Origin of the sequence: Singulisphaera sp. GP187, assembly GCF_900129635.1 — a bacterium.
GTDB lineage: Bacteria > Planctomycetota > Planctomycetia > Isosphaerales > Isosphaeraceae > Singulisphaera.
Genome location: NZ_FSRB01000001.1, coordinates 4,199,376 through 4,214,488, shown reverse-complemented (window position 1 = coordinate 4,214,488; position 15,113 = coordinate 4,199,376). Strand labels below are relative to the sequence as shown.

Genomic DNA, 15,113 nt, shown 5'->3' with positions numbered 1-15,113 from the left:
CCCAGGCGGTCCCCCGTCCTGCCGGATCGTCGAAACCAAACGTACGAAAACGCAACCAGGAGGCCACTTCGGTCTCCTGGTTGCGTTTTCGGTTTCCGTCCAGGGAGGGCCGCCGATTCCCATTCCCGCGCTCCCTTGGGGACGTTCTGGCTCCATCCCGTGAATTGTGGATCCATTCCTCCTGCTGAAAAAATTCGGAAAGTTGTGAAACCGACACTGGACGGCCGGGGTAAAGTTATTAGAAGATTAATAAGGCGTTCCTCGCGATGTTGCGGAGGATCCCTTTGGACGTCGGGCAGGCGAGGTGGCCTGTCGCGTGCCTTTTTGCATGAAGGAGCTAGATTGATGGCCTCCTGGGCGCTCTCATCTTCGTCCGCCAACTCGCCTTCTCCGTCTCCCACTGACGCTGGTGCTGCCGAGTACGAGTTTATGCAGGCGATTCAGGCCTATCGAAACCAGAGCGGGCGGATGTTCCCGACCTGGAGCGAGATCCTCGAAGTGGCCCAGAGCCTGGGCTACACGAAGGCGAAGGACGCGATCCGGGGACAAGCAACGCCGCGGTCGTGACGCAACCAACCCGGCGCCGCTTCGGATTCGGCTCGTGGTCAGAACCCGTGCGACCGGAGCGGGCTCAGGCGAATTTTGTTGCATATTTAAGAAAAGCATGTCCGGTTTTGGCCGCCGATTCCAACCACTCATGTTGAGGGGCGAGCGAAGTTCAATCGTGGAACGGGGCCGATCGCTCCCTCCTTTGGGGGCGCTCTTGTTTCGAGTCGGATCATCGCCGAAGTCGATCCAGCCCTCCGTTCTCAGGCCGAGCCTCGCTCATTTCTTGGGGCTCGTCGCGGTCTGCGGAGTCGCGGTTTGTCCGAGACTTTGGGCCGCCGTGACGTTATCCTCGATCGTATCGGCAAACGACCGCGGTGCCGTGGCGGGAGAATTTCCGCGCGGGACGACGCTTGCGCCTGCCTGAGGGATCATCCACGATGAATCTGCAATCGACCAGCCGTCGGCGCTTTCTGCGCCAGACTTTCGCCGCGACCGTGGCCGCCGCCGCGCTCGACCCGGTCACCACGGCGTTCGGCCGCACGTCGAGAGCCGCGGTCGGAGGTCCTTACGTCGACGTCCATACCCACCTGGGACGAACCTGGAACGGCGATCCGCCCCTTACGGTCAAGGGGTTGCTCGAGTGGATGGATACGCACAATGTGGCCAAGGCGGTCGTCCTCCCGTTGGTCTCGCCCGAGTCATCAAGCTATCTCAACCTGACGGAAGTGGCCCTGGCGGCCGCCAAGGCGCATCCTGATCGGCTCGTTCCGTTCTGCTGTATTGATCCCCGCACCAGCTATCGCGGAGGACGGGCGGGGCTCCGCGCCTTGCTCAAGGAATACGTCGACCAGGGGGCGAAGGGATTTGGCGAGCACAAAGTCGGCTTGCCGATCGACGAGCCGAGGATGATGGCGGCCTACGAGGTCTGCGACGACTTGAAGCTTCCCGTCCTGTTCCATTCCGACGATCTTCGTGGCACCGACGAGTCGGGTTTGCCCGGCCTCGCCCGCGTGCTCAAGGCCTTTCCCCACTTGCCCTTCATCGGCCACGGCCCTGGGTTCTGGGCGTCGATCTCGGGGAACCTCCCGAAGGCGGACCTCGGTGGTTATCCCAAGGGAAAGGTGTTCCCCGGGGGCGCTCTCGATCAGCTTTTCGATGCCCATCCGAACCTCTGGGGCGACCTCTCGGCCGGCTCCGGCTCCAACGCGTTGACGCGTGATAAGGAGTTCGGCCAGCGCTTCCTCCTTCGCCGCGCCGACCGTCTTCTCTTCGGCACCGACTACCTGAAGCCCGGGCAGGATGTCCCCCAGTTCGAGCTCATGGCAAGCTTCGACCTCCCCGCCGACGTTCGTGCCAAGATCGAACGCGGCAACGCCACCACGCTTCTGAAACTCTCGGAATGAGCCGCGGTTTTCGCGCGCATTCCAGACATATCAAAGAAATCAACGACCCGCCAAAGAGCGAGGAATCCCCCTCGTTCCCACGGTCCTCCGTGGGAATGCCGTCCCCGACGCTCCGCGTCGTCTGGCCGTCGCAAGCCGAGGACGCAGAGAGCGTCCCAGACTGCATTCCCACGGGGGACCGCTATGCCTTACCCACAAGTGGGGGGCTGGCCCGGTGTCCAGCGAGGGTGATCGGCGCAAGCGCTTGAGAGTCCTCCAGTTGTGGCATCCAGCTCGAGCCACAGCCCCCTTCCGTAACCTCCGAATTGCTAACGACTTACGACTTGTGGGTAAGGCATAGCGGGGGACCGAGGGAACGAGTCGCGAGTGGCTTCCTCGCCTTGGATCGGGTCGTTGGAAAAAAAAGGGGAGTTCAGGGGTGTATTTGTCCATTATGGCCGGCTCATGACCGACCGAACGACGTTGCACTCCCGATCGAGCGGGGCTACTCTGGCCGCTTCTTCCCGTGCCGTTGGCACGTGTTGCCGGGGTCTGGGCAGATTCTTTGAGGGAGGGGGCGGCCGCGGCTGAACTTCCTTCCTTTTGATCGATAAAGTGAGCTTGAGTCTCTCAAGGGAGTATCTATCGTGGCCAAGGAGGAACCGATCTCCGAGGTTGGAGCAGCCCGGTCGAGCGGGCATCCGTTGCGTGGGCTGCTGATCACGCAGTTCCTCGGCGCGTTCAACGATAACGCCTGGAAGCAGATTGTCACTCTGCTGGCGATCAGCGCGGCGGTCAGTGCCGAAGCGGGGCAGCGGGAAGCGGCCCTCGCCCAGATGGCGTTGCTCCTGCCCTCAATGCTGTTCTCGCTCCCGGCCGGAGCCCTCTCCGACCGGGTGAGCAAGCGATCGGTGATCCTCGCCATGAAGGCGTTCGAGCTGACGCTGATGGTCGTCGGCACCCTGATCCTTTATCGCGATCCGACCTCCGCCCGCCTCGGGATGGTCGTTTTGATGTTCCTGGGGCTGCAGGCCGCGCTCTTCAGTCCCGCGAAGTACGGCATTCTCCCGGAGCTCCTGCCTCACGAAAAGCTTTCGAGGGGGAATGGTTTCCTCGAACTTTGGAGCAACGTCGCGATCATCGCGGGGATTGTCGGCGGCGGGGGCCTCCTCGGCCTCTTCAGTGGCCACCCCTGGCTCGCGGGCGTGGTGTTGTCGGCTCTGTCGGCCCTGGGATTGGTCATGGCCCTCTCGATCCCGCGGGTCCCGGCCGCGCGGGCCGAGGGAGGGATCGTGGCGACCATCCGCCTTGGCTGGTCCGCGATCCGGGCGGATCGGATTCTCCGGCTGGCGATCTCCGGCCAGTTCCTCGTCTGGTCGCTCGCCTGCCTGATTCCCGCCCCGATCATGACCTACTCGAAGAAAATCCTCGCGCTGGATGACTCGATCGCGGGCCTGCCGATGGCGATGGTCGGGATCGGGATCGGGATCGGCTCGGTCTTGGCGGGCAAAATCTCGGCGGCGAAGGTCGAGTACGGCTTATTGCCGCTTGGGGCGTTGGGGCTGACCGCGACTACGCTGGCCTTCGGGACGATCATGCCGGGGCTGGCGGGGACCCTGGTCTTGATGACGCTGAACGGCCTCTTCTGCGGGCTACTTTTCGTGCCGCTCAACGCGTTGCTCCAGTGGCGTGCGCCGGCGGACGGGCGAGGCGCGGTGATCTCGCTGGCAAACGTCCTGGTCTATGGAGGAATGATCCTCGGTACAGGTCTGGCCTACCTCCTGGCCGATCTCGGGATCACGGCGCATGGGACGTTCCTCGGGGCGTCGGTCGCCTTGGCCATCGGCTCGCTCTGGGCGCTCTGGCTCATGCCCGACGCCTTCCTCCGGTTCCTGCTCCTGATCCTGGCGGCGACGCTCTACCGCGTGAAGGTCATCGGCCGCGAGCACGTGCCGCTGAAGGGGGGGGCGCTCTTGACTCCCAATCACGTTTCATTCGCCGATGGTCTGTTCATTATTGCAAGCATCGACCGGCCGGTCCGTTTCGTCGTCTACGCCGAATACTTCCGCCACCCGATCGCCGGCTTCATCCTCCGGGCGATGCGCGCGATCCCGATCTCGGGGGCAGGGGGGCCCAAGCAGATTCTCCAGGCGTTTCGCGAGGCGGGCCGTTGTCTCGACGAGGGGCAGCTCGTCTGCGTCTTTCCCGAAGGGCAGATCACGCGCACGGGGCTGCTCCAGCCGTTTCAGCGCGGGATGCAACGGATCCTCAAGGGGCGGACCACCCCGATCATTCCGGTCCATCTCGACCGCGCCACGGCGAGCCTGTTGAGCCCGGTTCACTCGCATACCTTGCCCGAGCGAATCCACCTGCCCGTGACCGTCTCGTTCGGCACGCCGCTGCCGGCCGACACCCCACTCCCCACGCTCCGGCGGAAGATCCACGACCTCGATCAGGAGGCGTGGGCCTACCGCAAGGTCGACCGCCGGCCGTTGCATCACGCGTTCGTCCGCCGAGCGCGGCGGCACCCCGGCCGGCTCGCCTTCGCCGACGCGCTGAGGCCGCGCGTCTCCGGAATCGGTGCCTTGGCCGGAGCGATCGCCCTGGCGCGTGCGTTGCGGCCGAGGTGGTACGGGCAGCCGCACGTCGGCATCCTCCTCCCCGCGAGCGTCGCGGCAGCCCTGGTCAACCTGGCGGTGTCGCTCGCCGGGCGGGTCTCCGTGAACCTCAACTTCACCGCCGGGAAGGCCGGGATGGAGTCGGTGGTGAGGCAGGCCGGGCTGCGGACCATCGTGACCAGCCGGTCGTTCCTCGAGAAGGCCAAGCTCGAGCTGCCCGCCGGGGTCGAGCCGATCTGGCTCGAAGAGATCGGCGCGGCGATGACGGTCAAGGAGCGGTTGAAATCGCTCGCCTTGGCCTGGGTTGCGCCCGTGCCTGTTCTGGAGCGGATCGCGGGGGCGGTGACGCCTCCGACGGTGGACGACCCCGCCACGATCATCTTCAGCAGCGGGAGCACGGGAGAACCGAAAGGGGTGGTGCTCTCTCACTTCAACATCGACTCCAATGTGGAGGCGATTACCCAGATCTTCCGGGTCCAGCCGGCGGACCGGGTGCTGGGGATCTTGCCCCTGTTCCATTCGTTCGGGTACACGGCGCTCTGGCTCGCCGGCAACTACGGCATGGGGACCGTCTTTCACCCCAACCCGCTCGATGCCGCGACGATCTCCGCACTGGTGGAACGCTATCGAGCGACGATCTTGCTCGCGACCCCGACCTTCCTTCAGCTTTACATCAGGCGCTGCGCTCCGGCCCAGTTCGGCTCACTCCGGCTCGTGATCGCAGGCGCGGAGAAATTGCCCGAAGGGCTCGCCACGGCGTTCGAGGACACGTTCGGGATCAGGCCGCTCGAAGGCTACGGCATGACCGAGTGCTCGCCCGTCGTCGCCATCAGCACGCTCGACTACCGGGCTCCTGGGTTCTTCCAGCCCGGCTCGCGCCGGGGGTTCGCGGGGCATCCGCTGCCGGGAGTTTCGGTCCGGGTCGTCGACCTCGCGACCGGCGAGCCGGTCGAGCCGGGGCAGGAGGGGATGCTGCTCGTCAATGGCCCGAACGTCATGCAGGGCTACCTCGGTCGCCCCGACCTGACGGCGGCCGTGATGCGCGACGGCTGGTACGTCACCGGCGACCTCGGCCTGGTGGACGAGGACGGCTTCCTCAAGGTGACCGGCCGGCTGTCCCGGTTCTCGAAGATCGGCGGCGAGATGGTCCCCCACGGACGCGTCGAGGAGGCCTTGCATCAAGCCATCGGGGCCGACTCCCAGGTCTTTGCCGTGACGGCCGTCGGCGACGAAAAGAAAGGGGAGGCGCTCGCCGTGCTGCACACGCTCGACGACCGAAAAATCCAGGAAGCCCTCGAGGGGGTCGCGGCCGCGGGCCTGCCCAACCTGTTCATCCCTCGCCGCGATCGCTTCATCAAGGTGGATGCGTTGCCCATCCTCGGCACCGGCAAGCTCGACCTCCGCGCCATCAAGCGGGTCGCCGAGGAAGCGTTCTCAGGCGCTCGGCCCGAGCGAGGGCAAGACGCTCCTCAGCCGATTGCGGCCGACGCCTGACCGGCACTCGCTTCTGAGAGGTGGGCACGGACCATGATCCCCGCTTGCGGGAGAGCCTTGGTCGGCCGTGCCCACCGTACAATCGCGGAGCCGATTGCGCCGAGGCTCAGGTCCGTTTCCGGCGGCGGACGGCAATGATGAGCTCATCGAGCTTCGAAAGAAAGCGCGAACGATCGACCTTGCCGAACGGGGCCGGGCCGCCGCCGAACTCTCCTCCCTGGCGGAGCATCTCCAGGAGGGCGCGGGTCGACAAGGCATCGCCGATCGTGTCCTCGGTAAACTCACGCCCTTTCGGCCCCAGGACTTTCGCCTCCTTGCGGAGGCAGCGGTCGGCCAGGGGGATGTCGGTCGTAATCACGATATCGTGGGGTTCGACGCGTTCGACGATCCAATCGTCGGCGACGTCGAACCCCCCGCGCACCTCGACGGCTTCGATTCGCTCGTCTTTCGGCACCCGCAATGGCGAGTTCGACACGACGAAGACCTTGATCTCATAGCGCTTGGCGACCCGATACACTTCGTCCTTGACCGGGCAAGCGTCCGCGTCGATATAAATGGTCGTCAAAACTACGGCTCCGCTCGATCGGGATCGCCGGCCCAGAGCCGATTTCAGTAGGCCAAAAGATCGGCCCGGCGAGGGCCCAAGATCCCTTGGCCCCAATTGTCGAGATCGCACATTCCTTCTGTCAAATCCGGGCGCTCGTTTTGAGCGGCCGGAATCGGCAGGCGTCAGGCCTTCCCCGGTCGGATCGACCTCGCCCCCTCGATTTTCGGCCGCATCCGTTCCCGCCATCGGCGACTTGCCAAACACAGATGAATTCTCAACGACCCACTTGACGTTGCCCACCCGCAATCAGTAGATTGATTTTCGCTGAGACTGAATCTCAGTTTCAGAAAAACCACATCGGCCTGCCGACGCTGGTCCTGTCGGCTTGGTCCTCGGATTCCAGTCAGGATCTTCCATGATACCGGGTCATGTAGCCGTGGAGTCTCGCGGCGGATCCCGATTCCTCCTCACCTCGTCTCGCCTGTGTCGGTGGGGCTGAGCCGCTCCGGGACTGAGCCAACCCACGTGCCGATTGCGACGGTCACCTTCTCACGGGTGGTCACGCCGCGGATGTCAGCCCGAACGGACTGGGGGGACAGCATGTCCCCGTAAGCTTGGCAGCAGAATCGCTTGGCCCTCGAGGCCGGCCGTTGGATTGAACCTTGCGGATGACCCGGCTCTGGTCCAGTCCGGTCATCGAACTTTGCTGATGGAAGAAGCGCCTTTCATGACTCCTCAACCCAGTCGACGTGGACGTGGTGGTTTTACGCTGATCGAACTGCTGGTTGTGATCGCGATCATCGCCGTCCTGATTGCCTTGTTGTTGCCCGCGGTGCAGGCGGCTCGCGAAGCGGCCCGCCGCATGCAGTGCACGAACAACCTCAAGCAGCTCGGCCTGGCGCTGCACAATTATCTGGACTCGCACAACGTCCTCCCACCGGCGGCGCAGGGTGGATATGGCTATGTGTATATGAACTACACGGGCTATAGTTTCCTCCTGCCTCACATTGAGCAAACCGCGGCGTTCAACATCTTCAACTTCAGTCTGACATCGGGAGGCTCGATTCCCATTCAGGGCTGGTCGCAGTGGGGCAACAGCACCGGTTTCGGCCTTCAGTTCGGCGTTTTTCTCTGCCCGTCGAATCGGGCGACAGGTGAGGTTGGGGCTACGAGCAGTGACGGCTGGTCGGTCCCGAAAGCGGCGGTCACCGACTACCTCTTCAACGGCGGCGCCGGCCGCTACGTGATAAAGGGCTACGGCGAATCCGATCGAATGGGCCCCTTCGGCTTCGACACGGCGACCAGACTGGCCGAGTTTCGCGACGGTACCAGCAACACCTTTCTTATGGGTGAGGCGATTGGCGGCAACGGTCGCAACAAATACTATGCCTCGGGCGCGGGGGCCAGCCGCGTCTGCCTTCCGTTGGCCTCTTACAATGCGGCGGTTCCCGTTTACTATGATAATTTGATGTTTATGGCCTATGGGCGTTCCCGGACCTGGACCCAGGGCACGGCAACCGCTCGCATCATCGGTGGGTTGGTGGCGCGCACCGTGGACTTGGTCGGAGCTCCGTACAAGCTCAACGACTGCGGCGCCGAATCGGGGACCGACGTGTTTGATGCCCCCCCCGGCTCCGCGTACCCGACGAGCGCGCAGAAGTTGCCCAATTTCCGATCGGCACACCCTGGCACGACGAATTTCCTGTTCGGGGATGGAGGCGTTCGCGCGATCAAGGACGCAATCGCACCCAGCGTCTACCAGGGATTGTCCACCACGGGGGGGAGCGAGGTGATCTCCGCCGATAGCTATTGAGCCGCGCCTCGAATCGCTTCGACTCCCGCCACACATCGGACCGAATCGATCCGTTGAGCTCAGCTCAGCCAAATGGGCGATGCCTGGGCGTTGGGGGACGCCTCGCCTCGACTCGGCTTCGAATTCCCCACCGTGTCCTTCCAGGGCCGGGACGCACCCTCCTGGCTGTCGGCGGAAACGCCAAGGAACACCCCACTCCCGTCACCGAAGCCCTCCCCCTGCCAGAAACCACCGCCGTCGCCGTTGCCGGCGCGTGAAATTTCCGGTCACTTCACCCAACGATTTGTGCAAAAAGGGGGGCCTGAGCCGCAGCTCAGGCCCCCTTTCTACTTTGCGTTGGGCCTTGAGCGGAGTCGAGCCGCGACGCCTTGACCCCTGTCACGAATCGGCGGGCATTGTCCCTGCCAGGACAGGAATCCGTGCCCACAACGAGCGGGCCGTCCACACCTCGATTGGGATCGATCAGAACGCCGGGGCAGAGCCGGTTCAGCCGTCTCAAACCGTGCGACCTGCGCGTTCGCCAACGGCGTCCGGATTTCGAGTCCGGTGTCGATTCGACACGACCCCGTTGACGTCGGCCCCGTCGATCAGTAGATTGATTTCCGGCGAGACTGAATCTCAGTTGCAGCCAAGCTGGACAATATTGGACTTCCGATGCTGGTCCCATCGGATGAGTCCTTGTTCTCATCCAAGGTCTTTCATGACGACGGGTTTTCCAGCCGTGTCTAAGTGCGGCTCCCCCCGATCCCTCAACGTCGTGACGCCCATTCGGTTCTCTTGAGTTCGCAAGGGATCGAGTCCGCCTACCAGCCGTTGCATTCGTCAGGTCCTGCAAGTGGCCACGCCGTGGGTGGTCGTGCCGATCTGAACTGCAGACAGCGGTTTCCCGCCGCAAAAAAAATCATCATCGCATGGCCTTCGAGATCCTCTCAAGGTCGGCGGCCAAATTGAGAGCGATTTGCAGGTGACCCGGCTCTGGTCCAGCCTGGTCATTGACCTCTGCTGATGGAAGAAACGCCCTTCATGAATACCTATCCTACTCAACGTCATCGACGTGAACGTGGCGGCTTTACGCTGATCGAACTGCTGGTTGTGATCGCGATCATCGCCGTCCTGATTGCCTTGTTGTTGCCGGCGGTGCAGGCGGCACGCGAGGCGGCCCGCCGCATGCAGTGCACGAACAACCTCAAGCAGGTCGGCCTGGCGCTCCACAATTATTTGGGAACGCATAACGTTCTGCCGCCGGCCGCGCAAGGGGGGCAGATGTCTGTGTATATGAATTACACGGGGTACAGCTTCTTGCTTCCGTATATCGAGCAGACCTCGGCGTACAACACGTTCAATTTCAGCCTGGTTTCGTCGGCCGGGATTCAGGGCTGGTCGCAGTGGGGCAATAGTACTGGTTTCGCCCTCCAGTTCGGCGTTTTCCTCTGCCCGTCGAATCGAGCGACGGGTGAGGTCGGGGCCACGACCAGCGACGGTTGGACGGTCTCGAAGGCGGCGGTCACCGACTACCTCTTCAACGGGGGCGCCAACCGCTACGTTGTCAAGGGCTATGGCGAGACCAGTCGGAGCGGTCCCTTCGGTTTCGACACGGCGACGACCCTGGCCGAGATTACCGACGGCACCAGCAATACGTTTTTGATGGGTGAGTCGGCCGGTGGCAACCCGCGCAACAAGTACTACGCCTCGGGCGTCGGGTCCAGCCGCGTCTGCGTACCGTTGGCCTCTTACAATCCCGCGGGGCCGGTGCAGTATGATAACTTGATGTTTATGGCTTATGGACGGTCCCGAACCTGGGTCCAGGGGACCGCGACGACGCGGATCATCGGTGGGCTGGTTGGCCGTACGGTCGACTCGGTCGGCTCTCCCTACAAGCTGAACGATTGTGGCGCGGATTCGTATACCGACTTCACGCCACCGGGCGCCGCAATGCCCGCCGAAGGCCAGCGGCTGACCAACTTCCGCTCGTCGCACCCTGGCACCACCAATTTCCTGTTCGGCGACGGCGGGATTCGTGCGATCAAGGACTCGATCGCGATCAGCGTCTATCAAGGCCTGTCGTCCATGGGCGGCGGAGAAGTGCTCTCCTCCGACAGTTACTGATCCGGGTCACGAAACCGGCCGCAAAGGAGCGGAGTCTCTCACAATGCAACGCAGCATTCTGACCAAACTTGTTCCGTTGCTCTTGGTGGTCCTCGCCGCCGGGATCCTCCCTGGCTGCGGTTCCGGGAATATTGCCGAACCGGCCAGCCCCATCGCCAACGCCGAATCCGAGGCGGCGAAGAAGGCTCGTGAGCAGGACGAGCAACTGCGGTTGCTCCGCAGCAAGGAAGAAGCGAAGGCCCGCAAGCGCATTAAGGGCTTGCCGGAAGAGGGCTAAGTAGGTGGACCTGGTTTTCCTTGATATTGAATGATGTGCAAGCCATTGGGTGCCACGGGTTGTACTCAACCCGTGAGCCAAAAACCTGGGCGATCGCTCACGGGTTGAGTACAACCCGTGGCACCCAGCGGCCATTGCGTCCCTCCGGTCACCCATCAGAAGATCAAAGAAAACCGAGGCCAATGGCTTAGAGACGGGCGCGTTGCCCATCGCGATCGCCACTTGTCGCCCCTGGATCGAGATCTGTGGGCGAATCGAGGCCCAATTCAGTTCGATTTATTGATTTGATGCTGAGATTACGAATCAGCCAAAGGAGCTCCCCCTTGATTCCGCGTCGCTTTTTGAAGTCATTCGCGGTCGCGCTGGCCACGGCGTCGATCCTTCCCCAACTCGCCTGGGCGCATTTCATTTGGCTCAAGGCCGAACCGGCCAAGCAGCCTGGTGGGACCGCGACGATCCGGGCCTTCTTCAACGAACAGCCCGAGCCCGACGCCGATTTCGTCAAATACACCAAGAACCTCCAACTGAAGGTGGATGGCCAAGTCGTCCCGTCGACGCAGGGCGAGGAGTCGCGGAACGCCGACTGGGCGGGCAAGCTCCCCGCGACGGTCGATACCGAGCACGACCTCGGGGTGATGACCAAGGGGAAGAAGCCGTTCCGGCTTCAGTACACGGCCCGCGCCCAGTCCGGGCCGCTTGCTCCCACCGCCAAGGAAGGGGCCGACAAGCTCCGCGTTCGCCTGATCGAGGACGGCGGCAAGCCGTTGGTTGAAGTCCTCTTCGACGGCAAGCCGGTGGCCAAGGCCAAGATCAAGGTCTATCCCGCGTCCGGCGAGCCGACCGAAGCCGCGGCCGACGACCAGGGACGTGCGACCATCGCCGGGATCGCCGAAGGGACGTCCGCTCTCTGGGCCAACTGGGTCGATGAGACTCCCGGGGCGAAGGATGGCAAGGATTACGCCGAAACCCGTTACTACGCGACGTTCACCTACAACCCTCCGGAGAAGGCTCAGACCAACGCTACGGCGGGCCAAGACACCCCGTCAACCAGTTTCGCCACGATGCCCGAGCCGGCCGTGAACAGCTTCGGTGGTGCGGTGCTCGGGAAGTGGCTCTACGTCTACAGCGGTCACATCGGCCGGACCCACCGCTACAGCGAGGAGACGACCGACAAGCATTTTCGCCGGCTGAACCTGGAAGATCGGAAGACCTGGGAAGACCTGCCGCTGGAGAAGGATCTCCAGGGCGTGGCCCTGGTCGCCGACGACAAGGCCCTCTACCGGATCGGCGGAATGGCCGCCAAGAACAAGGCGGGCGAAGACCAGGACCTCTACTCGGTCGCCGACTTCTCCCGGTTTGATCCCGAGACCAAGACCTGGACCAAGCTCGCCGACATGCCCGAAGCCCGGTCGACGCACGACGCCGTGGTCATCGGCCGCACGATCTACGTCGCGGGGGGCTGGACGATGGGCGGCGAGACGGGTGAAACGAACGAGTCGCCCTATCCCAAGAGCACGCTCGCGTTCGACCTCGACCATCCCGAAGCCGGCTGGAAGGTGATCCCGCAGCCGTTCCAGCGCCGGGCGCTTTCGGTGGCGGAGCAGGGGGGCAAGCTCGTCGTCCTCGGCGGCCTCGTCGGAGGCGGCATGAAGGTTGAGCGACGTGTTGATGTTTACGACCCCAAGACGGAGACGTGGGCGAAGGGCCCCGAGCTTCCCGGCGGCGGCCGCACCGAAGGGTTCGGAACGTCGGCCTTCACCGTGAACAACCAGCTTTACTACAGCGGTGCCTCGGGTCGGATCTATCGGCTCAGCCAGGCCGGCGACGCCTGGGAGTCGATCGGCGCCTGGTCGCTGCCTCGAATTACCCACCGCGTCCTCCCGGGGCCGGGACGTACCCTCCTGGCCGTCGGCGGCAACGCCAAGGGACGCCAAACTCCCGTCATCGAAGCCATCCCCCTGCCTGAGGCGCCCGCACCCTCTGCGGGCGAATAAGCTTCGGGTCATTTCCACCATGGACTCCGTCCAAGGGAGGGGCTTGAGTCGCGGCTCGAGCCCCTCCTTTTCTACGATTTTGACCGTTGTGAGAGGCCGAATCATTACGACTCAGACTGCTTTTCACTTGTTTTAAAGTCGCTTTCGTCGACCAGGGGCGTGGGAAAATGTGCTCTTCTCCGATCGCGACTGATCCGGGACTCGATACCTGCCGCAAAGGAGCGGAGTCTCTTGCAATGCGACGCAGCATCCTGGGTAAGCATGGATCGTTGCTCCTGGTTTTCGTCGCCGCGGGGATGCTCGCCGGCTGCGGTCCCGGGGAAATTGTCGAACCGGCCAGCCCGGTCGTTAGCGCCGATTCCGTGGCGGGTAAGAAGGCCCGTGAGCAGGACGAGCAGTTTCGGGCCCTTCGCCGCCAGCAAGAAGCCCAAGCACACCGCCGCATGAAAGAGTTGCCGGAAGGAGAATGACGGGTCCCAACACCACCTCGGTGGGGCGCCGCCTGCTCGAAACTTATGCTTAGACGACTGTTAGTGCGTGAATAGTTAGGGTGTGCGGAAACGCTTGTTTTATCAAAGGAGCTACCATTGATTCGGCCTCGCTTTTTGAAGTCTTTCTTGGTCGCATTGGGCACGGCGTTGATCCTCCCCCAGATCGCCTTGGCGCACTTCATCTGGCTCAAGGTCGAACCGGCCAAGCAGCCCGGCGGCGCGGCGACGATCCGGGCGTTCTTCAACGAGCAGCCTGAACCCGATGCCGCGTTCGTGAAGTACACCAAGAACCTTGAGCTGAAGGTGGACGGCCAGACCCTGCCGTCGACTCAGGGCGAAGCGTCGCGGAACGCCGACTGGGCCGGCAAGCCCCCCACGACGGTCGACACCGAGCATGACCTCGGTGTGAAGACGAAAGGGGGAAAGACCTATCGCCTTCAGTACATGGCGCGGAGCCAGTCCGGCCTGATCGCTCCCACCGTCAAGGAGGGAAGCGACAAGCTTCGCGTGCGCCTGATCAACCTTGAGGGCAAGCCGGTCGTCGAAGTCCTGTTCGAAGGCAAGTCGGTTGCCAAGGCTCGGATCAAGGTCTATCCGGCGACCGGTGAGCCCACCGATGCGACCGCCGACGAGCAGGGACATGCCACCATCGCCGGGATCGCCGAGGGGACGTCCGCCCTCTGGGCCAACTGGGTCGATCCCACCGCAGGTTCGAAGGATGGCAAGGACTACGCGGAAACCCGTTACTACGCGACGTTCACCTACAACCCGTCGGAGCAAGATTCCGCCACCGCCTCGGCCGTTGACGCGGTTCCTGCCACAAGCTTTGCCACGATGTCCGCCCCGGCCGTCAACAGCTTCGGCGGCGCGGTGCTGGGGAAGTGGCTCTATGTCTATAGCGGTCACGTCGGCCAGACCCATCGCTACGGCACCGAGACGACCACGAAGCGCTTCCGCCGTCTGAATCTCGAGGACCGCAAGACCTGGGAAGAGCTGCCGGTGGAGCAGGACCTTCAAGGGGGGGCCTTGGTCGCTGACGACCAGTACCTCTACCGGGTCGGCGGGATGTTCGCCAAGAACAAGCTCGGCGAACCCCATGACCTCTACTCGGTCGCCGACTTCTCCCGGTTCGATCCCGAAACCAAGACCTGGACCAAGCTCGCCGACATGCCCGAAGCCCGGTCGACCCACGACGCTGTGGTGGTCGGCCGGACGGTCTACGTGACCGGGGGCTGGACGATGGCGGGCGACTCGAAGTTGGCGCCTTATCCTGAGACCGCGCTCTCCTTCGACCTCGACCACCCCGACGCCGGCTGGAAGGTCATTCCCCAGCCGTTCCAGCGCCGGGCCCACTCGGTGGGCGCGCAGGGGGGCAAGCTCTATGTTCTCGGCGGACTGGTCGCCGGTAGCATGAAGGTGATTAATCGTGTGGATGTTTACGACCCCAAGACGGGGACGTGGGCGCTCGGCCCCGAGCTTCCGGCCGGCCTGCCCAACGAGGGGTTCGGCACGGCCTCGTTCGCCGTCGACAACCGGCTCTACTACAGCGGCGCCACGGGTCGAATCTACCGGCTCAACCCGGCCGGCGATGCCTGGGAATCGGTCGGTGCCTGGGCTCTGCCCCGAACCGGCCACCGCCTCCTGCCCGGCCCTGGCCGCACCCTCCTGGCCGTTGGCGGCAACAACAAGGGCAAGCAAACCCCTCTGATCGAAGCCGTCTCCCTGCCTGAGACCACCGCCGCCGCCGCTGCCGGCGAGTGAATCTCGGGTCACTTCCCCAACGGATTCGTGCAAGGGGGCCTGAGCCGCAGCTCAGGCCCCCTTTCTTTGGTGGATCGTTCG

10 protein-coding genes are annotated in these 15,113 nt (G+C 63.7%); 9 read left to right on the top strand and 1 reads right to left on the bottom strand.

From position 1 onward, the window contains the following. Positions 1-345 precede the first annotated feature (345 nt). From BUS42_RS16245 to BUS42_RS16235, 3 genes are all read left to right on the top strand, one after another. Positions 346-567, top strand: coding sequence for a hypothetical protein (locus BUS42_RS16245; protein WP_074307937.1), 222 nt, complete (start codon positions 346-348; stop codon positions 565-567). A 419-nt stretch (positions 568-986) separates the two neighbouring features. After that, positions 987-1,952: an amidohydrolase family protein gene (locus BUS42_RS16240; RefSeq protein WP_074307935.1), complete on the top strand. Its 966-nt coding sequence runs from the start codon at positions 987-989 to the stop codon at positions 1,950-1,952. Between the two features lie 626 nt (positions 1,953-2,578). After that, complete coding sequence (locus tag BUS42_RS16235; protein ID WP_074307933.1) at positions 2,579-6,043, top strand: MFS transporter; 3,465 nt, start codon at positions 2,579-2,581, stop codon at positions 6,041-6,043. A gap of 106 nt (positions 6,044-6,149) precedes the next feature. On the opposite strand, the gene BUS42_RS16230 is transcribed toward BUS42_RS16235, so the two are convergent. Then, complete coding sequence (locus tag BUS42_RS16230; protein ID WP_074307931.1) at positions 6,150-6,608, bottom strand: YaiI/YqxD family protein; 459 nt, start codon at positions 6,606-6,608, stop codon at positions 6,150-6,152. A 709-nt stretch (positions 6,609-7,317) separates the two neighbouring features. On the opposite strand from BUS42_RS16230, the gene BUS42_RS16225 reads away from it, so the two are divergent. The 6 genes from BUS42_RS16225 to BUS42_RS16200 all read left to right on the top strand — a co-directional run bounded on the left by BUS42_RS16225 (position 7,318) and on the right by BUS42_RS16200 (position 15,032). Further along, positions 7,318-8,403: a DUF1559 domain-containing protein gene (locus BUS42_RS16225; RefSeq protein WP_074311132.1), complete on the top strand. Its 1,086-nt coding sequence runs from the start codon at positions 7,318-7,320 to the stop codon at positions 8,401-8,403. A gap of 1,023 nt (positions 8,404-9,426) precedes the next feature. Continuing rightward, complete coding sequence (locus BUS42_RS16220) at positions 9,427-10,509, top strand: DUF1559 domain-containing protein (RefSeq protein WP_074307929.1); 1,083 nt, start codon at positions 9,427-9,429, stop codon at positions 10,507-10,509. 43 nt (positions 10,510-10,552) lie between these two features. Beyond that, the gene (locus tag BUS42_RS16215; protein WP_074307927.1) at positions 10,553-10,786 is read left to right on the top strand and encodes a hypothetical protein; all 234 of its coding nucleotides are present in this window, start codon (positions 10,553-10,555) and stop codon (positions 10,784-10,786) included. A gap of 323 nt (positions 10,787-11,109) precedes the next feature. Then, the gene (locus tag BUS42_RS16210) at positions 11,110-12,780 is read left to right on the top strand and encodes a Kelch repeat-containing protein (RefSeq protein ID WP_074307925.1); all 1,671 of its coding nucleotides are present in this window, start codon (positions 11,110-11,112) and stop codon (positions 12,778-12,780) included. Positions 12,781-13,016: 236 nt separating this feature from the next. Then, a complete protein-coding gene (locus BUS42_RS16205) occupies positions 13,017-13,250 on the top strand; it encodes a hypothetical protein (RefSeq protein WP_074307923.1) in 234 nt (77 codons plus the stop codon). Between the two features lie 117 nt (positions 13,251-13,367). Further along, positions 13,368-15,032: an FBX42 beta-propeller domain-containing protein gene (locus BUS42_RS16200; protein ID WP_074307922.1), complete on the top strand. Its 1,665-nt coding sequence runs from the start codon at positions 13,368-13,370 to the stop codon at positions 15,030-15,032. The last annotated feature ends 81 nt before the right edge of the window (positions 15,033-15,113 follow it).

Coding starts and splice junctions, on each gene's coding strand:
- BUS42_RS16205 (WP_074307923.1), top strand. CDS start 13,017: ATGCGACGCAGCATCCTGGGTAAGCATGGATCGTTGCTCCTGGTTTTC.
- BUS42_RS16245 (WP_074307937.1), top strand. CDS start 346: ATGGCCTCCTGGGCGCTCTCATCTTCGTCCGCCAACTCGCCTTCTCCG.
- BUS42_RS16220 (WP_074307929.1), top strand. CDS start 9,427: ATGAATACCTATCCTACTCAACGTCATCGACGTGAACGTGGCGGCTTT.
- BUS42_RS16225 (WP_074311132.1), top strand. CDS start 7,318: ATGACTCCTCAACCCAGTCGACGTGGACGTGGTGGTTTTACGCTGATC.
- BUS42_RS16215 (WP_074307927.1), top strand. CDS start 10,553: ATGCAACGCAGCATTCTGACCAAACTTGTTCCGTTGCTCTTGGTGGTC.
- BUS42_RS16240 (WP_074307935.1), top strand. CDS start 987: ATGAATCTGCAATCGACCAGCCGTCGGCGCTTTCTGCGCCAGACTTTC.